Consider the following 18,802-nt stretch of genomic DNA (forward strand, 5'->3'; position numbering starts at 1 on the left):
TACTTATCCTGACTGATTTTCGTCCTCTTTGCAAAAAACTGGGATGCTCCCCTTAGAATCTCGCTGTAAATATCAAACTGACGAAGCCTAAAAACGTCTTCACTTTCTTGAATTTTTGAATCATATTTCTGTTTTGTGAACTTTTCAAAGAGGTCAAAAAATTCATAGAAGGCATTTCTTTCAGTACGACAAAGAAATAGAATTATCACAGCCCAAGATGGAGTCGTATTAGTTTTTGCTCTTTCTTGCATCCACTTGTCAAATCCTTCCATTGGGTAGCCTTCTGGAGTTAATCCTAAGTCACTTAATTGATTTAAATACCCAGCTATAAAAAAATCAAGGCAAGTAATTGATGGCTTATCTATGTATATGACTGGGTTATCTTTAACCTCTTGGAGAAGTCTAGATAGATTCCTCATATTGATTACTCCAATTGAATTTAGCGAGTCGGGTATGTTAGCCTACGGCATAACACACCTTACTCGCTACTTAACCACTATTTTGGTATACTTCTGAACTCTTGTTCTTATTCAAGTATTCTTCAAACAATTCAAAAAATTTCTCTAGTGCCTCATACTCGTCAACAGAATAGAAAAGAATTATTTTAGACCATGACTGACCTGAGTTAATTCCATATTTTTCTTGAACCCATGATTGAAATTCTTCAAATTCCCTTTCTGGCTCTGTTGGGGGAACACCAACCTCTTTTCGGGCTAGACTGTATCCTCGCAAAACCATATCAAGTTTAGTAATTGAACTACTGCCTAAATACATTCCTGGCCTTTTCTTTAGACCACTTAGAATCTCGTTGTAGATATCAAATTTACGGAAACTCAAATCTTGACGAAGCCTTAAAACGTCTTCACTTTCTTTACTTTTTGAACTATTTTTCTGCTTTAAGAACTGATCAAATTCTTCAAAGAACCTATAGAAAGCAATTCTCTCAGTTCCCGAACCAAAGAGAATTATCCCAGCCCAAGATTGACTCACATTAGTTTTTGCTCTTTTTTGTATCCAATCTTGAAATCCTTCCATTCCAGAACCTTCTCGATCCAATCCTAGATCCACTCGACCATCTAAATATCCATTTAAGAATGAATGAAGACAAATAATTGATGGCTTGTCTAGATACATGACTGGGTTATCTTTAATCTCTTGGAGAAGTCTAGATAGATTCCTCATATTGATTACCCCAATTGAATTTAGCAAGTAGGCTGTGTTATGCCGTAGGCTAACGCAGCTTATTAATACTCTCTACTTAACCACTATTTTCGTCTACTTCTAAATTCTTATTCCTATTTAAGTATTCTTCAAACAATTCAAAAAATTTCTCTAGTGCCTCATGCTCGTCTACAGAATAGAAAAGAATTATTTTAGACCATGACTGACCTGAGTTAATTCCATATTTTTCTTCAATCCATGATTGAAAACCTTCAAATTCCCTTTCCTGCTCGGTTGGGAGTACGCCAACCTCTCTTTGAGCTAGACTGTATCCTCGTAGAAGCATATTTAGCTTAGTAATAGAATTATTACCTAAGTACATTCCAGGTCTTTTCTTGATACTACCCAGAAGCTCATAGAGAGGGCGTACAGAAATTATCAAATCATTCCCAAAATAGTTAAGACTTCTTCCCTTCTCATCTTTTTTTGAACCCTCGTCATCTTTTAAAAACCTTTCAAACAGTTCAAAAAAACTATAGAAAGCATTTCTCTCACTCCCACAGGAAAATATAAGTATTCTAGCCCATGATTGTGAAACATCAGTTTTTTCTCTTTTTTGTATCCACTCTTGAAAACCTTCAATTTCAGAACCTTCTCTATCTAATCCCATCTCAGAGCGAGTACTTAAATACCCGATTAAGAATGAATCAAGACTAGTAATTGATAGCTTCTCTAAATACATGACTGGATTATCTTTAATATCTTGAAGCAGTCTAGTAACATTACTCATATTGATGACTCCAATTGAATTTAGCGAGTAGGGTGTGTTATGCCTGAGGGTACGGCATCTTAATACTCTCTGCTTATTACCGATTTTTTTGAAGAACAAAACTGCCGTAAATTATAGATAGTTCAAAGATGTCTGTGGTAATTACAGCAGCTTTCTTATGGGATTCTGCACCGATAGAAAAGCCGATGAGATCAGCTTCTAGTTCATGTACTTCCTCTGAGTCATGCACACTCCACCTTATGTCATGACAGTCCTGAAAAACTAGCACATAAGGCAAACGATCCTCGGTAGGATCATACACACATTCAACTGATACTTTGTTTCCCCATAAAGACATATTTACACTTGTAATTAGCGATGTCAAACCACCAAGTTTAAGTAAATGATAATCGTCCGGCATATTAATTACTCACCATTTCTCCAGTACTGTGTGTTCCAGGTATTTGATTACCAAATATCCAACTGATTTAAAAAAAGATTTATCGTTAATCGCATTAGTTTTAACTCCTTACAGCCCAAACTAAAATAGGTGCAGTTTACATCTAGCTTGTCTGATAGGAGTCGAGAGTAAGGACAGTAAAAATACGAAGATTTAGCAGCTATTTTTTAAAGATTGAACCAAGATAAAAAGGTAAAACAATTAGCTATTAACTCTTAAACTTGGCAGTGGATATGATTGAGTTTGCTTAAAATCGGCAAAGTCACAGATTGAGTTAAATGGGCAAAAGCGGCAGTGAGAGCCAGGATTGGGAGGAAAAATTTTACTGAAATTAGTAGTTTCTTCCTGATACTTTTGCAAATCGTGCTGATGCTTGTGGGCAACATTAGCTAACTCTAATTTTAAGGATTCTAATTCACTATTATTGATGCTAATTAACTCTGACTTTTTACATATTTCTAAATTATAAAATGATGCAACCGCTTGCCGTCCTGGATAAAGATAACGAGCAGCTAATAAATAAACTAATGCCTGTCGTCGGTCAAAAGCCGACTTACCAGTTTTGAAATCTAAAATATGTAAAGTACGATCAGATTCAATGAAAACGCAGTCCATAGCCGCATATAAGCGAAAGCAATAATCTTCTTGTTCAATTACTATTGGTTTAGGAAAGCCTTCATCGCCTGGAGTTAATTGGATAATATCTTTATCCAAAAGCAACGGAGCATCGTGATATTTTTTCAAAATTTGCAAGACGCGTTGCTGGACTTGATTGCTTGAGTTGCCTAATTTCAGTAACTGTGCAACTCTTTCTACACCATCTGCTTGCTTCAACAGATGCCTGTGATGATGAAACTCATAAACACCTTTTTGGGCGAGTATCCCAATCCGCTGGGGTGCGGTGGCTTGCGCTAACAGCGCTTTGACCTGTGGTTCGTGTTGCCGTGCTTTGATAAACCCCCGTCTCATCTGGCAATGCCAGCGTTCTTGCCCGGTTGCTGGGGCAACTAGAGACCAAAGGTGATAACTGGCAAAAGGTCGATCGGGGGTTGACATTGCTCAGAAACAGTGAGAGAAAATACGATGGGGAGAAGTTTAACCTAAGGGCTTCCTTAGAAAAGAACTTCGGAGAATACTTGCTGCTACAGACGCTTTGCGAGAAGCTTTAATAGTACTGATAATGTACGGGAGCAAGTGGCAAAAATGTCCAGCAAAATAAAATTTGGCACCGATGGATGGCGAGGGATTATTGCCGATGACTTTACTTTTCCCAATGTGCGGAAAGTAACAAGGGCAATCGCCACTTACTTAGAAACAGCCTACACAAAAGATAGACCAGTACTTATTGCCTACGATACTCGCTTTTTAGCTGACGAGTTTGCCCAAACAGCGGCCCAAGTCCTGGCAGACTTGGGTTGGACTGTTAAAATTACTGATCGGGATTGCCCTACACCAGTAATTGCCTACAACGCCCGCCACCTAAATTCCGCTGGGGCGTTGATGTTTACTGCTAGCCATAATCCAGCACCCTACTGTGGAATTAAATATATACCCGATTATGCTGGGCCTGCCACTCCAGAGATTACTGATACTATTGTGGCAAATATCGAAAGTGCATCGGATGAGTTGCCTGGGAGCAACCCATCGGGTTCAATTTCTATTTTCGATCCCAAACCAGATTACCTGCAATTTATCTACACCCTACTTGATGTAGAACGGATTAAAAGTGCTAATTTAAAGGTAAAGTACGATGCGCTCTATTCTACCTCTCGCGGCTATTTAGATGAAGTTTTGCAACATAGTGGCGTTCAGTTAGAAAGTTTCCACGATTGGAGGGATGTTTTATTTGGGGGTGGGATGCCAGAACCCAAAGGAGAACAATTAGTTGAGTTAGTGGAAGCAGTAATTCGCGATCAAGCTGATTTGGGCTTGGCAACGGATGGAGATAGCGATCGCTTTGGTATCGTTGATGAACAAGGAAACGTCCTTACTCCTAATACTGTGCTGCTACTCCTAGCACGTCATTTAATCAAAAACAAAGGTAAAACCGGCGCTATCGTCCGCACTGTCGCTACAACCCACCTGCTGGATAATTTCGCTGCTAAAAATGGGCTGCAAATTTACGAAACAGCAGTTGGTTTTAAATACATCGGCGAAAAAATGCGGGAAACTGCTGTATTAATTGGTGGAGAAGAATCAGGCGGTTTGAGTATTATCGGGCATATTCCCGAAAAAGACGGGGTTTTAGCCGATATGCTGGTGGCAGAAGCGATCGCCTATGAAGGCAAACCTCTGAGTCAACTTGTCAAAGAAGCGATCGCTGAAGCCGATGGTCCACTTTACAACAACCGTCTTGATTTGCACCTCACAGAGGCGCACAAAACCGCCGTCATCGATTCCTTTACTAAAAATCCACCTACAGAGGTAGCAGGAATTAAAGTCAAGGAAGTCGGGCGTAAAGACGGTATTAAGCTGTATTTAGAAGAAGGTAGCTGGGTTTTACTGCGTCCTTCTGGTACAGAACCACTGGTGCGCGTCTACCTAGAAACCAACACTCCCGAAAAACTCACCCAAATCGCGCAAGAGTTAGAGAGTGTCATTGCTAAATTAGAAGCAGTAGTTTAATCACTCAGAGTTAGAAGTCAGAGTTATGAGTTAGGAGTTAAGAGTTGTAAATTAGCAATTCTTAACTCCTAATTTATAACTTCGAGCAAAATGTGAATTAATAACTCCTCACTTCTAACTCCTGTACAGACAAAGATTTTTCGCGTCTACTTTTATCAAAGTATGAAAATTGCTCCTTTTTTGACATCTCTAGTTGTAGTTGTTTGGGTAATAGCGATCGCAATTATTTCAGTCCAAAATGCCACACCCGTATCGTTAAAATTCTTAACATTCCAATCGATTCAGATACCAATGGGTTTAGTGCTAGCTTTCAGTGCCGGTATAGGGTTAATTGGCATGGCACTGCTGCAACCTCTCTGGGGACTTGCTAGTTTTGGCCAGCGTAATTCTCGATTGGAAGAGGATGCCGAATTTTTTGTTGACGATGAAGATTTTTGAGGACTGAATAGCTGTGCAGCACCAAAACATTATTACAATCGAACCAGGAAAACGAGGAAGTAAGCCTTGTATTCGAGGAATGCGAATTACTCTATACGATGTTTTATCTTATCTTGCTTCTGGCATGACCTCCCAAGAAGTGCTTGATGACTTTCCTTATTTGACACAAAAGGATATTTTGGCTTGCCTAAGCTATGCAGCTGATCGAGAACGGCTATGAGTGAAACTTATACAGCAGATTTTAATTTGTGGATTGAACAGACAGCCCAACTATTGCGATCGCATCGCTGGCATGAAATTGATGTGGAACATCTGATTGAAGAGGTTGAAAGTTTGGGCGAAAGTGAACGGCGGGGTATTGCTAGTCAACTAACTCGCCTACTGTTGCATCTGCTCAAATGGCAATATCAACCTCAGCGTCGCTCAGATAGTTGGCTGGATTCCATTACTGATTCTCGCACCCAAATTGAGTTAGCTATACTCGATAGTCCTAGTCTTAAAAGCTATCTTACAGAGCAGCTTGAGGAAAGCTATCAAAGGGCACGTCGCCAAGCAGCCAAGCAAACAGGGATACTTTTATCCGTGTTTCCAGTAGAGTGCCCATATTCTGTAGAGTTAGTGTTGGATGAAGACTGGCTACCGGAAGCAAGCGATATTTGGTAATGTCCATATTAATTAACCCATTGCCAAACTCTAATAAGACTATTTGCTACTGCAACTAAAAGTTTTCCGTCTTGGCTGAATGCTATTGCATGAGTTCTACTATGACGAGATTGAAGTTGTTTTGGATATTTGCAAATCATTTGTCCTGTTTCAGTCTCATATAGATATACAGTCCCGTTTTCATCTATGCTCGCAAGTAACTTACAGTCAGGACTAATTGTAATTGCATCAATCTTCTTATCGTGTAACTTTATAAATTTTAAATGCGGTTTTAATGCATTTATTAAATTTTCATGAGATGTATTCCATACTTTTATTGTTTTATCGTTACTACAACTTGCCAAAATCAACCCATTGCTAGAAAAACAGATATCCATAATTTGTTCTTCATGTGCTGACAATTTACATAATAAATACTGATTTGATATTCTCCAAAAACTAATATTGTTATCTTTTCCCGCAGTAGCTAAAATTTCACCTCTAGGATGAATTTTAATTGAATTGAGATTAGTTTTGACATCTATAGTGAACTCTATTTCACAGTCAGGTAGTTTCCAAGCCTTGACCGTTTGATCTGAACTACCACTGAAAATCCGCTTACTATCAAAGCTATAAACTAAAGAATATACAGATTTTGAGTGCCCTGTTAAGGTCTTAAGTAGACTTTTTGTAGTAGAGTCCCAGATTTTAATAGTTTTATCATCACTTCCGGAAGCAAAAAAATTATTATCAGCGCTTAAAGCAAGAGCAGTAACATCTCCGCTATGTCCATCACCAGTTTGTCTTCTAGTACTTGTAACAAAATATTGCAAAGTTTGATTTTCCAAATCCCAAAAATTGATGTAATGGCAACTATCGCCTGTTACGAGTGTTTTGTTAGTTCCGCTAATTATAAGACTGCATATATCTCCACCTTGAGCGTGAATTTTATACTCTTTCCACTGCAAATTGTTTATAAATTCTAAGTGTTTCAGGCAATTCTTTAAACCACTACCATGAAGTAAGTCCTCTATTTTAATAGTAATAAAATCTCCGTATTTATCGAACTGGAAATGAATTTCATTTGCATTAATTTTATCTTTAATAATTTCTGTAGTAATAAATCCTGCCATCACAAGTCTATATTTCGATTCAAACTCATTAAAAATTGGAATTTCCCAATGTTTTTCATGAATCAAGACACATGCCAAAACCTTGTTTTTTTCTATTTCATCTTTAGAAAACTTCCATTGAGCATTAATGTTGCCATATCGAGTTTTAACTTGCATTCCAATATTTTTATTTGAATTAATCTTAAAATCAACTCTCCCATCGCCGTTAGGGAGAATTTCATAACTTACTGAAGTTATATAGTTTCCAAGAGAGTGCTTTACAGCAATTTCCCCCAACTTTCCTTTTAGATGATTAGAGAAATTCACACGAGCATTATTACTCTGATGTTTAAATTTATCAACCATTTTCCAAGCAAACTCTCTAGCATCTCTTAATTCATCCAATAAAATAATTTTTAATTCACTATAATTTCCTTCATATCTAGAACATAACAATTCATCATCCTGATTTGTATTGAGTCTTTGAATGAACTCAATTTGTATTTCTCTCAAAAGATTAGTAGTATTCATAAAATTTAAAGGATTTTTTATGTGTTACAAACTTATGCCAAAGATTTGGCTTTAGCAGAGTTAAGGAAACTGTCAGAAATAAAATCTGCAACTGAGTATATTAATCAATCAATACTCCTGACAGTTTTTTCAGCAAAAATAATTGCCAAGTTTGGGCAAAAAAGCACTGTTTTTTTAAAGTTTACTTGATAAAATTTCAACCCAAACTTCCAGGATCAACACCTAGCGCATTCAACTTTTCAATTAACATTTTTACCTGTTGTTCTGCTTCCACACGTCGCTGTTCTTCAAAAGCTGTGCGTTCTTCCGCTTCCCTGATGCGTTCTTCTGGTGTCAACAATTTTTGCCCTTCCTCGTCATACCAGTACAGCCACTCCCGCACTATACCTTGATAAATTCCCCGTTCTCGTCCAATTCCTAAACCAATCTCTGGTAGCCAAATAGGATTTCCTGACATTAAAATATATTCCCCATCAACTAGGCGATACACCTCCAAAGGCGGCTTTTTACGCCGAAAGGGACTATATACAACGTAGTACAAAATTCCTAATTCTTTGGCATACAATTCTTTCTTGCTGCTATATTCTTCCCGATATATTTGGGAAACAACTTCTAGTGCTAAAATCGGCAGTTTATTTTCTTCCCACAGCACATAACTCAGGCGCAAGTCCTCATCAATGAAGCGTTTAACTCCTAAGCTGAGAAACCCATCAGGGACAATGGCTGGTTTATCTGGGTTATAATAAATACCCATCTCAACACCAAAGAACCAATCCCAGCGATCACACCAAACCAAAGCCAGTGTCGTTTTCAGCAAGCCGGGAATTAAATTTTGGAGTTCATTATCCACAGCGGTATCATCTGAGTCGGGTAATTCTTCGGAAGATGGCAAACAATGTAGCGGATTGTAGTTTAACATGAGCGGTTTTGCCAAATCTTATTTTAGATAGATTGTAGGTAATCTATTGATGTGCGATCGCAGCGCCAGAATAAAGAACCATTTTTAGCGACGCCGATAGCGTACCCCTACGGGGAAGCAAGCTACGCGCAGCGTCTCGTAGAGAAGCGTTAGCGAGTCTTCTCCCAAGGGGAGACGCCAAGCGCGAACGAGCGTCATAGCCCGTCGTAGACATCGCCTGTGGATCTTTTCTCAGTATTCACAGACTTGTGATTGCAAAATTTTACATTAAAGTCATGATTTTTCGGTACTGACTACCAGAGTCTCTAACTGACAATAGCAAAAAAGTGCGGAATATTGTTCAAATCAAACATTTCAGAAGTCACAGAGTATTCAATTTCATGGTGAATCTGGTGGCTGGGCTGACTATCCATACCTACTAGGAGAAAAATACTTCTAAAATAATAGGTAGTTACGAATTTGAAGAGATAGAATGAAAAAAGTTTTTGGCTATTGATGATGTGTTTTGAGACCAAATTAATATTGTCTAAAAAGGTGAGTAAACCTTCTTAGCATTAGAAAAAAATAGAAGGATTTTGAAGATTTAAACTAAAAAATTGACTTATGTCATTTATTTGTGAGGCTGCTCAAAATTTTTTTCTTTCTGTGCTTTGCGTTCTTCTCTACGAGACGCTGCGCGTAGCTTGCTTCTCCGTAGAAGTATGTGGTTCGTTCCTCATATAGTTTGGTGCATCTTCATACAGAATTGGTATTAGCGATCGCCTCCAAGCAATGTACATCAAAAAAGGGCAGGTAGAAAACCCGCCCTCAAAGTAATAAATATTTCAACTAAATTAGCGATCGCAACTTAATTACCAATTGACGGCGCACTCAAAGAAACCTTTAGTGTTTCGTCTTTTTGCTGTGCTAATGTCGGCACGGAATCACGCAATCTTGCTGTCAATTGTACAGTTGTGGCGTCGTACATTTGAGTCAGCAACTTCGGATAGAAACCAATACCAATAATTGGCACTAACAAACAGGCAATGATAAATACTTCGCGGGGTTCAGCATCTATCAAAGCTTGGTGAGAAACTAATTCCTTATTCTCTTCTCCGTAGAAAATTTCCCGCAACATCGACAGCAGATAAATTGGAGTTAAAATTACTCCCACTGCCATCAAGAACACCACAATGACTTTGAAGGTAGAGCTATAAGCATCGCTAGTAGCAAAACCGACAAACACCATTAATTCTGCCACAAAACCGCTCATTCCTGGCAATGCCAAAGAAGCCATTGAACAGGTGGTGAACATGGCGAAAACCTTCGGCATTCTCTTACCGACACCACCCATTTCATCCAACATCAGGGTGTGTGTGCGATCATAAGTTGCGCCAACCAGGAAGAATAAACTCGCCCCAATTAACCCGTGGGAAACCATTTGCAACACTGCCCCACTTAAACCCAAATCGGTGAAGGAGGCGATACCAATCATCACAAAGCCCATGTGAGAAATTGAGGAGTAGGCAATTTTTCGCTTCAGGTTGCGCTGGGCAAAGGATGTCAAGGCAGCGTAGATGATATTAACTACCCCCAAAACCACCAATACTGGTGCAAAAAAAGCGTGGGCATCGGGGAGCATTTGGGCATTCATCCGAATTAAGGCGTAACCACCCATTTTCAGGAGAATACCTGCCAATAACATATGCACAGGGGCTGTAGCTTCACCGTGGGCATCAGGTAGCCAGGTGTGCAAGGGAATAATCGGCAACTTGACGGCGTAGGCAATCAGGAAGCCAGCATAGAGGGCAAGTTGGAAATTCAGGGCGAAGTCTTTTAAGGCGAGCGATCGCATGTCGAACGTCACCGTATCGCCGTAAAATCCCATTGTCAAGGCAGACAGCAAAATAAACAGCGAACCGCCAGCGGTGTATAAAATAAATTTGGTCGCTGCATATTGCCGCCTTTTACCTCCCCAAATCGACAGCAGAAAGTATATCGGCACCAGTTCCAGTTCCCACACCAGGAAAAATAACAGCATGTCCTGGACAGCGAACACGGCAATCTGACCGCCATACATCGCCAAAATCAAGAAGTAAAATAGCTTGGGCTTGAAGGTAATAGGCCAAGCTGCTAAAATCGCCAGCGTGGTAATGAATCCAGTCAAAATAATTAGGGGCATGGATAAGCCATCTGCCCCTACTGACCAATTCAAATCTAGTTGGGGTACCCAGGGGTAACTCTCCACCAACTGCAAACCTGGATTGGAGAAATCATACCTAGTATAAAAAGCATAAACAATTAGTGCAAAATCTATCAGCCCTACGATCAGGGAGTACCAGCGCACTGTTTTGCCTTCTTTATCAGGAATGATGGGAAGAAGTAGCGACGCCGCTATCGGAAACAGAATAATCGTCGTCAGCCACGGAAAATTAGCTGTATTCATCACAATTCGTCTGCTATCAAAATCATGTTTAGCAAAAAGTCACTAGTTATTAACTAACAGCTTTTTCGGGATTTCGTCTTCCTCGTTAGGTTGATTTAATTAAATTGGCAATCTCCCATTTTTTCTCTTGAGAATCTTTTTTAACAGTTGCGGGTGCGGAATGTGGGTTGTGATACTCCCAGTCAAGTCAAAAATTTACCCTAAAAAAGCCGCTAGATTAGAATTTTAGCGATGCGATCGCATAGCCCAACCTATCGCTAAAAATACACGATGCTGTTTGGTGGTTGTTGAAAAAAGCAATTTGGTGCAAAAAAGCATCACAGGAGAAATAACCATAATGATAATCGCACAAATTGAAAGTCAAATTCGTTATGTCACCAACATAGATGGAGAAACAACAGATGTACTCGTCCCTGTAGAACTTTGGCAACAGCTTATAAGTTCCATAAATTCTGATAACGTCAGTGGTTTAGCTTGGATTGATGAACAAGAGTCAAAAGCACAAATATTAGCCGAACTGCAAGAGTCAGTGCGACAAGCAGCAGTAGGACAAACTTTCCCAGTTTCAGGCTTTGGGACTACAGTAGGCGATTTGATTGAGTTTTTTTAGTAAAATAGACAGAGAAAGTTGATAAAGGAAATTCGATTATGTCATCTCCAGCGATCGCTACTGTAATTAAGATGATGGAATCTTTATCTGAAGATGTGCAAGAAAGAGTTGCAGAACATCTCCGAGAGTACCTGGAAGATTTGCAAGATGAATTAAAATGGAATAAATCATTTAAGAAAACTCAACAACAACTGATTGCATCTGCCCAATCTGCTAAAAGAGAGATTGCAGAAGGACTTGCAAAACCAATGAACTATGAAAAGTTATGAAGTCTGCAAGTCTTCCTTCTTTTTGGGATAAATATCAGTGTCTTGACAAGCAAGTTAGACAGAGTGCAAGAAAAGCTTATCAGTTATGGAGAGAAAATCCTTTTTATCCGTCTTTGCATTTCAAATGTATAAATAACGAGGAGAATATTTGGTCTGTCAGAATAACTCGTAATTATCGAGCAATTGGGGTTTTGGAGGGTGATACAGTTACATGGTTCTGGATAGGTAGCCATGACGATTATGAGAGTTTTTTCTCATAACATGATCGCTATTTTATTTACCACTTATAAGAAAGTTCCATATTTTAAATATTAGTAGTTTTTCTTGATCCTGAAAATCCTTAAATGTCAATTCAATAAATAATGTAATAGAATTGAGCGCGACCGTTTTCTAGGTATTTTAGACCTTCACTTCTGACAAGGGTGCAAAAACCTGTGAGGTTAACGGCATCATTGAGAACGCGGAAGTCAGCTTCCATAACTTGTCTTCGCTTTTTAATAGAGAAGGCGCGATCGCTCGTGATCGCATATCATTTATCTACTGTGTAGTCTGTCTCCCATAGCAATAACTTCATGCCTTTCTCCGATTTCACTAATCCTTACCAAAATCCGGCTAACATACCACAGAAGTATCGCCAGCATATAAATCTACAGAAGTTATTTAAAGCTGATGGTTCTTATGTGCGTCCAGCAGAAGACCCTGTAACGATGTGGGCACTTCAGATTTTAGTAGAAGAGTACGGTGTTCCACTAGAGGCAATGGAACTAGAACTAAATTCAGATTTTGCCGAGGGAACTTATCAAAGTGGGCGACGCTATCAAGGACGGGCAGACCTTGTAGTTTACGATGACCGTTATGCTGATTCTGTAGGTAATTTGGATGTAGCCTTCATTATGGTGGAGGCTATGGAACCAAGTAAAAAAGTTGGCGGGACTGAGGGCGAAGGTTGGGTTGATCATCTTAACCGACTCAATGCTTACATGAGTGCTTCACCATCTGCCCGTTATGCCATTTTAACCAGTGGTAAACATACAGTAATTTATCGTCGTGACCTTGAATATCCAAGAAAGTTAGAAATAATTGGTGATTTACAGAAGTATGAAAGCGCCCGTGAAGCCGCAAAGCACAGTTTTTATACTGTAATCCTTAATCCCAGTGAACCAGATGGGATTCAAACAGGACTCACGCCCCTAACCCGTGATAGGTTTCGGGAGGTTTTGGGAGATACGCGTTCTGGTTGTCACTCAATTCTGAGAGATAACGAGGGTTTGCAGCCACAAGAAGCCGTTGATGCAATGGTTAAATTCTTGTTTGCTAAGTGGTATGACGAACAGGCAACAATTGACTTGGTAAAGCAAACAGGAGAATCACGGGCTTATGTATTTAGTGTTAGTAATGAAACTGACCCAGAACGTTTATTAGTTCAAGTAAGAGACACTTTTGAAAAAGCGAAGCAGTGGGAACGAGAAACACTAGCGAAAAAATTTGGTGATGATTTGGGTGTGCGTTTGGCTTTTAATGAGGCTGATGTGCTGCAATTCAAGCCTCACACCACAATGGAAATCGTCAAGCGTTTACAGCCTTGGAGTTTGCGAAAATCTTCAGCAGATGTCAAAGGTGGAGTGTTTGAGGATTTTTTGAGTAAGACTTTCCGCGATGATTTGGGGCAATATTTCACACCTACACCAGTAATTAATTTAATGGTGGGAATTTTGCAACCTACAGTAAATGATTATGTAGGTGATCCTGCTTGCGGTTCAGCGCGGATGTTGACGCACGTTTTGGATTATGTGCGTAAGCAGGAGTATGCAAAAGCAATAGCAAATAATGGTGGTAATCCTGAAGGTCTTAATCCTGAAGAACCAACAGAAGAGTTTATCAAGTTTCGAGATAATCATTTATTTGGTGCTGAATATTCTCGAAATGTGATGCACATAGCGCGAGTTAATACTTTAATGAATGGCGCACAATATGCCGATTTGAAGGTAATGGATTCGCTGGAGCGATTGGGTAGCATTACAGGAGGAATTACAGAGGGGCTTCCAGAACGTCCTGGGTTTTATCTGGGAGGGTTGACGATGATTTTAACTAATCCTCCATTTGGTTCTAAATTAACAAATGAAAGTGTTTTGAAGGACTTTGCTGGACGAGATGGGGTGACAAAAAAAAAAGGCAAGGTTGTTAAAACTGTTCTGCAAGAAGTAGCTTTTTTAAATCGTTGTTTGGAATATCTTGCACCAAATGGAAAGTTAGCAATTGTTTTACCCGATGGAGTGTTGGCAAACAGTTCAATGCAGGATGTTAGAGATTGGATTTTACGCTGGGCTAGATTGAAGGCAATTATTAGTTTACCACAAGCTACATTCGCGCCTTATGGTGCGGGTGTGAAAACTAGCGTAGTTGTTCTACAGAAGCGCGAGATACCTTTGATAGCCGAAGGTCAGCTAGAACTTGGTCAGGAAGTTACGGAATCTGATGAGGATTATAAAGTTTACATGGCACGAATTGATGATATTGGTTATGACGCTAGAGGCTTGCCAACAAACTTAGACGAAACTCAAGATATAATTACTAATTTTACGGAACGCATGAAGTAGTGGTCATGGAACAGATTGTTAAACTTGTGTATAGTCTAAATCAATCTAAACGTTGGGACTATCGATTTCATCAAAAAAAGTTTAGTGATTTAGAAAATAAATTAAAAAAAAGTTCTTATCCGCTTTATTCCATAAAGCAAATTACTGAACAAGTTATTGATGGGACTCATATTACACCCAAATATACAGATAGTTCTGGTGTTCTCTTTCTAATGGCCAGGAATATTAGACCTTTTGAGATTAATTTGGATAATGTCGCGTACATAACCCAAGAGGAACACAAAAAAATAATTAGGTGTAAACCTGAGCCTGGAGATGTTCTTGTAACTAAAGATGGAACAATTGGAGTTGCATCTGTAGTACCCGACTATCTACCAGAGTTTAATATATTCTTCAGTCTAATAAAGATACGACCGCTTTCGATTTTAGATCCGCAATATTTTTCTGCCTTCTTGAATAGCGAACTAGGTCAACTACAAATAGATCAACAAATTAAAGGTTCTTCAATAACTCATATTCATTTGGAAGATATCAGACGACTTAAAATTCCTCTTCCTCCTAGACCTATTCAAGACCGTATTGCTCAAATCATGCAGGATGCTCACAACACATATCGAAATAGATTAAAAGAGGCTCAACAACTAGAAGCAAATGCTAAAGATTATGTTTTACATACACTTGGTGTGAATTTGTCACAAATTGAGGATGTAAAACAGTTCATTATTCCAAGCACTAATTTGATAAGACAAAGGTTTGATGTTTTATACCATACTTTTCATACTCTAGCTTTCTTTGATGGCTTTTCAAAAGAGTTTAATTTAATTCCTTTAGGAAAAATAATTGAAGATGATTCTTATGGAATATTAACACCTGGAGATGTTTATTCTTATGAACATCCCATAACTTATATTCGTGTTACTGATATGCGCGAAAATATGCAGATTAACTTTAAAGAGTCAGTTAAAGTTCCTGAAGAATATTATCGTCATAAACGAGCACGTCTTCAAAAACATGATGTTATTTTAGCTATAAAAGGAGCATCAATTGCTTCTAAGAAATCAGTAGCTTTTGTTGAAGAAAATTTATCAAACACAATAGTTAATGGAACTATTTTTCGTTTTCAAGTAAAAAAAGAACATAATCCTTTCTATGTTGCCGTGATGCTTGACAGTGAAATATTAAAAGGACAAATTCGCAAACTTCAAATTTCAAACAATGCTGTTGCTTACGTTGACAAACCATCTATCAAGATGCAGACGACCATTTAAGATTTATTGCGTCGAACTATTCCCAATGGAGGTTTTGAGATTATGTTTGAACCACCAAATGATGTAAAAGAAGACTTGAATATTTAACAAAATTTAGGGGGTTTAAATCCCCTACTAATTGATTTCTGAATTCTATTCTCGACCAATCCAGTACACAGGCTTACGTTTGTGATGTGCTATAGCTAGAATCCGAATTAAATCATCATCAACAACACGGTATAGAAGTGAATAAGGAAATTTAGGCAGAATCAGCCGACGAACAAATCCTCGAACTACTACACCAGCAGCAGGATAACGCATAAGGAGATTGATTGCACCTTCTACTTCTGTCAAGTAATCTAGCCCTAGCCCCTGATTTTGTTCCTCGTAATAACTTGCGACATCAACCAGTTCTTGCTCTGCCAATGGATGAAATACAATTCTTTTCATTGTAAAGATGCACGAACTCGTTGAAACAATTCTTCAGCCGGAATACCAGTAATTTGATTGGTGTTCATATCTTCATCACGCTTCTGGGCTTCTTCAGCCCAACTAGCCGCAATTTCTTGATCTATTCCACTTTCTTGACCCAATCTTTCCAGTAATCTTGCTAATAAAATCACTTGAGAATCTTTTGGAAGTGCAAGAACTTCGGCTTCAAGCTGTTCAAGGGTCATAGTGAGTACCTAAACTCTCTAGTACAGTACCTCTTATTTTACTGGAAGTACAAACCATAAAACCTCAACAGTTAACACTGCTGAGGAATTCAAGCTAAAAAAAGGAGTCTAAATTAGACTCTTAAAAAACTTAGGGGCGGACGATCGCCCACCCCTATGAAAATCAGGTAACACCAAAGACAATCACTAAGCCCAAAACCGCCCCAAACACAATCAAGGCATAGAATTGAGCGCGACCGTTTTCTAGGTACTTCAGACCTTCACCACTGACAAGGGTGAAAAAGCCTGTGAGGTTAACAGCACCATCGACAACGCGGAAGTCAACTTCCATAACTTGTCTAGCTAGGCGACGCAAGCCGAGGACAAAAACCCGATGGTAAATGTCATCAAAGTACCACTTATTGAGGGATAATTCGTAAAGTGGTTGGATTTTAGCCGCGATCGCAGCCGGGTCAATCTTATGGCGCAAATACATCAGCGAAGCCAAAGTAATCGCAATCAAAGAAATTCCGACTGAGGCACCCGCCATAATATAGAATTCCGTCGGATTGAACTCGGAAGCCTTTTCTATAACTTCGGAGAGAGTTTCGCTAGGAGGAAAGATAAACTCTTCAAAATAATTGGCGTAGGGAGTTCCCACCAAACCAATCAAAATCGAAGGCACAGCCAACAGTGCCAACGGCAGTGTCATCGTCCACGGCGACTCGTGGGGGGAGTCGCTGTGATGCCCGTGGGAGTCATGAGAGTCATGAGAGTCATGATGCTCACCAGTTGCCGCCAATTCTCCTTTCTTCATCGCCCCAGGCCCAAAATTCGGGACTGGTTCTTCTGACTCTAATTCCAGGACAATTGTCGCCGCAGCCTTCTTGAGTTTTTGCTTGATTTTCTCGTCATTACCCCGGAATTCGCCTTCAAATGTCGAGAAATACATCCTAAACATATAGAAAGCAGTAATCCCGGCAGTTAGCCAGCCGATAAACCAGAGAAGTGGGTTAGCCTCAAAAGCCTTCCCCAGAATTTCATCTTTTGACCAGAAGCCAGCAAAGGGCGGAATACCAGAAATTGCCAAGCAACCAATCAAAAAGGTAATTGACGTGATCGGCATGTACTTCCGCAGTCCACCCATTAGCCGCATATCTTGCGCTAAAGCGGGGTCGTGACCGACGACACCTTCCATGCCGTGAATTACTGAACCTGAACCCAAGAATAGCATCGCCTTGAAATAGGCGTGGGTCATCAGGTGGAATAGTCCAGCACTGTAGGAACCTATTCCCATTGCCATCACCATGTAACCGAGTTGGGAAATGGTGGAGTAAGCCAAGCCCTTTTTGATGTCGTTTTGGGTAATCGCAATGGTTGCCCCCAAAAACGCCGTAAACGCCCCAGTAAAGGCAATGACGTTCATTGCGGCTGGGACGTGTTCAAATACTGGGTACATTCGGGCAATCAGGAAAACACCCGCTGCCACCATCGTTGCCGCGTGAATCAAGGCAGAAATGGGGGTGGGGCCTTCCATTGCATCTGGTAGCCAGACATGGAGGGGGAATTGGGCTGATTTCGCCACTGGCCCTAAGAAAACTAAAATCGCAAACAGGACAGCGAGAAAATTGCTGATAGAACCTGATTCGACAAGTTGGGCGAGGCGATCGCCCATGACATTAAAATCAAAGCTTCCTGTTGCCCAGAACAGCCCCAAAATGCCGAGTAAAAGACCAAAGTCGCCCACGCGGTTGGTCACAAACGCTTTTTGAGCGGCATCTGCTGCTGACTTGCGATCGTACCAAAAGCCGACCAGCAAGTAGGAACACATCCCTACCAGTTCCCAGAATATATAAATCTGTACTAGGTTGGGACTAACCACCAGACCTAACATTGAGGAGCCAAACAAACTGAGATATGCGTAAAACCTCACGTAACCTGGATCGTGAGCCATGTAGCCATCGGTGTAAACCATGACTAACAAGGCTACCGTTGTCACAATCACCAGCATTAGGGCTGTCAGGTGGTCAATAGTGTAGCCCATGTTCAGGTGAAAATTACCTGCTGCCGCCCACTCCAAGGTGCGGATATAAGGCGCGTGTCCTTGAATTTGACTCCATAGCAAGGCAAACGACAGCCCCATCGCTGCTCCCATTAGGGAGATAATCACCACAGCGTTAAGCTGCCGTAGGCGGTTTGTCACCTGATTCAACGAGATTAACCCTAGACCGACCAGCATTGCCCCAAAAAGAGGTAACACCGGAATCAGCCAGGCATACTGATAGATTACTTCCATCACTGACGCCTACTTTTAGAATTCATGACTAGCGTGTCGGAACTG

The 18,802-nt window shown here is 40.0% G+C and carries 19 protein-coding genes and 1 pseudogene; 8 read left to right on the top strand and 12 right to left on the bottom strand.

Features of this window, described 5'->3' with window-relative positions; all coding sequences use genetic code 11:
• From Q0541_RS20240 to Q0541_RS20260, 5 genes and pseudogenes are all read right to left on the bottom strand, one after another.
• Positions 1-419 (bottom strand): annotated as a pseudogene (locus Q0541_RS20240) (hypothetical protein); the annotation flags it as partial.
• Positions 420-489: 70 nt separating this feature from the next.
• Positions 490-1,182: a hypothetical protein gene (locus Q0541_RS20245; protein WP_298914235.1), complete on the bottom strand. Its 693-nt coding sequence runs from the start codon at positions 1,180-1,182 to the stop codon at positions 490-492.
• Positions 1,183-1,258: 76 nt separating this feature from the next.
• A complete protein-coding gene (locus Q0541_RS20250) occupies positions 1,259-1,951 on the bottom strand; it encodes a hypothetical protein (protein ID WP_298914238.1) in 693 nt (230 codons plus the stop codon).
• A 76-nt stretch (positions 1,952-2,027) separates the two neighbouring features.
• Complete coding sequence (locus Q0541_RS20255; protein ID WP_298914240.1) at positions 2,028-2,351, bottom strand: hypothetical protein; 324 nt, start codon at positions 2,349-2,351, stop codon at positions 2,028-2,030.
• 240 nt (positions 2,352-2,591) lie between these two features.
• On the bottom strand, positions 2,592-3,446 hold the full coding sequence (locus Q0541_RS20260) for a PD-(D/E)XK nuclease family protein (RefSeq protein WP_298914243.1): 855 nt from the start codon (positions 3,444-3,446) through the stop codon (positions 2,592-2,594).
• 147 nt (positions 3,447-3,593) lie between these two features.
• On the opposite strand from Q0541_RS20260, the gene Q0541_RS20265 reads away from it, so the two are divergent.
• The 4 genes from Q0541_RS20265 (at position 3,594) to Q0541_RS20280 (ending at position 6,116) form a co-directional block, all read left to right on the top strand.
• Positions 3,594-5,015 carry a phosphoglucomutase/phosphomannomutase family protein gene (locus tag Q0541_RS20265; RefSeq protein WP_298914246.1) on the top strand — a complete coding sequence of 474 codons (1,422 nt, stop codon included), beginning with the start codon at positions 3,594-3,596 and terminating at the stop codon, positions 5,013-5,015.
• Between the two features lie 162 nt (positions 5,016-5,177).
• Positions 5,178-5,453, top strand: a complete 276-nt coding sequence (locus Q0541_RS20270; protein ID WP_298914249.1) for a LapA family protein — start codon at positions 5,178-5,180, stop codon at positions 5,451-5,453.
• Between the two features lie 13 nt (positions 5,454-5,466).
• Positions 5,467-5,673: a DUF433 domain-containing protein gene (locus Q0541_RS20275; protein WP_298914252.1), complete on the top strand. Its 207-nt coding sequence runs from the start codon at positions 5,467-5,469 to the stop codon at positions 5,671-5,673.
• Positions 5,670-6,116 (top strand): DUF29 domain-containing protein, encoded by a 447-nt coding sequence (locus tag Q0541_RS20280; protein WP_298914254.1) that lies wholly within the window; start codon positions 5,670-5,672, stop codon positions 6,114-6,116. The genes Q0541_RS20275 and Q0541_RS20280 overlap by 4 nt, the downstream gene beginning before the upstream one ends.
• Positions 6,117-6,124: 8 nt before the next feature.
• Here the strand turns inward: Q0541_RS20280 and Q0541_RS20285 are convergent, their stop codons facing one another.
• From Q0541_RS20285 to ndhD1, 3 genes are all read right to left on the bottom strand, one after another.
• On the bottom strand, positions 6,125-7,738 hold the full coding sequence (locus tag Q0541_RS20285; RefSeq protein WP_298914257.1) for a WD40 repeat domain-containing protein: 1,614 nt from the start codon (positions 7,736-7,738) through the stop codon (positions 6,125-6,127).
• 196 nt (positions 7,739-7,934) lie between these two features.
• A complete protein-coding gene (locus Q0541_RS20290) occupies positions 7,935-8,657 on the bottom strand; it encodes a Uma2 family endonuclease (RefSeq protein ID WP_298914261.1) in 723 nt (240 codons plus the stop codon).
• An 847-nt stretch (positions 8,658-9,504) separates the two neighbouring features.
• Positions 9,505-11,082, bottom strand: a complete 1,578-nt coding sequence (gene ndhD1, locus Q0541_RS20295) for a photosynthetic/respiratory NAD(P)H-quinone oxidoreductase subunit D1 (protein WP_298914264.1) — start codon at positions 11,080-11,082, stop codon at positions 9,505-9,507.
• 337 nt (positions 11,083-11,419) lie between these two features.
• On the opposite strand from ndhD1, the gene Q0541_RS20300 reads away from it, so the two are divergent.
• Both Q0541_RS20300 and Q0541_RS20305 read left to right on the top strand, forming a co-directional pair.
• Positions 11,420-11,692: a hypothetical protein gene (locus Q0541_RS20300; protein ID WP_298914267.1), complete on the top strand. Its 273-nt coding sequence runs from the start codon at positions 11,420-11,422 to the stop codon at positions 11,690-11,692.
• A gap of 38 nt (positions 11,693-11,730) precedes the next feature.
• Positions 11,731-11,961: a hypothetical protein gene (locus Q0541_RS20305; protein WP_298914270.1), complete on the top strand. Its 231-nt coding sequence runs from the start codon at positions 11,731-11,733 to the stop codon at positions 11,959-11,961.
• 352 nt (positions 11,962-12,313) lie between these two features.
• On the opposite strand, the gene Q0541_RS20310 is transcribed toward Q0541_RS20305, so the two are convergent.
• Complete coding sequence (locus Q0541_RS20310; protein ID WP_298914273.1) at positions 12,314-12,439, bottom strand: hypothetical protein; 126 nt, start codon at positions 12,437-12,439, stop codon at positions 12,314-12,316.
• A 94-nt stretch (positions 12,440-12,533) separates the two neighbouring features.
• Here Q0541_RS20310 and Q0541_RS20315 point away from each other — a divergent pair, with 94 nt between their 5' ends.
• Positions 12,534-14,558, top strand: a complete 2,025-nt coding sequence (locus tag Q0541_RS20315; RefSeq protein ID WP_298914277.1) for an N-6 DNA methylase — start codon at positions 12,534-12,536, stop codon at positions 14,556-14,558.
• 5 nt (positions 14,559-14,563) lie between these two features.
• On the top strand, positions 14,564-15,826 hold the full coding sequence (locus Q0541_RS20320; RefSeq protein ID WP_298914279.1) for a restriction endonuclease subunit S: 1,263 nt from the start codon (positions 14,564-14,566) through the stop codon (positions 15,824-15,826).
• A gap of 132 nt (positions 15,827-15,958) precedes the next feature.
• Here Q0541_RS20320 and Q0541_RS20325 read toward each other — a convergent pair whose 3' ends face one another.
• The 3 genes from Q0541_RS20325 to Q0541_RS20335 form a co-directional block, all read right to left on the bottom strand.
• Positions 15,959-16,255, bottom strand: coding sequence for a type II toxin-antitoxin system RelE/ParE family toxin (locus Q0541_RS20325; protein ID WP_298914281.1), 297 nt, complete (start codon positions 16,253-16,255; stop codon positions 15,959-15,961).
• Entirely contained in the window at positions 16,252-16,482 is a 231-nt protein-coding gene (locus tag Q0541_RS20330; RefSeq protein WP_229497572.1) for an addiction module protein, read from the bottom strand. Before Q0541_RS20330 ends, Q0541_RS20325 begins: the two co-directional genes overlap by 4 nt.
• Positions 16,483-16,645: 163 nt before the next feature.
• Positions 16,646-18,757: an NAD(P)H-quinone oxidoreductase subunit 5 gene (locus Q0541_RS20335; RefSeq protein ID WP_298914288.1), complete on the bottom strand. Its 2,112-nt coding sequence runs from the start codon at positions 18,755-18,757 to the stop codon at positions 16,646-16,648.
• Positions 18,758-18,802: the final 45 nt, after the last annotated feature.

It is taken from the genome of uncultured Nostoc sp., assembly GCF_937863485.1.
Classification (GTDB): domain Bacteria; phylum Cyanobacteriota; class Cyanobacteriia; order Cyanobacteriales; family Nostocaceae; genus Nostoc.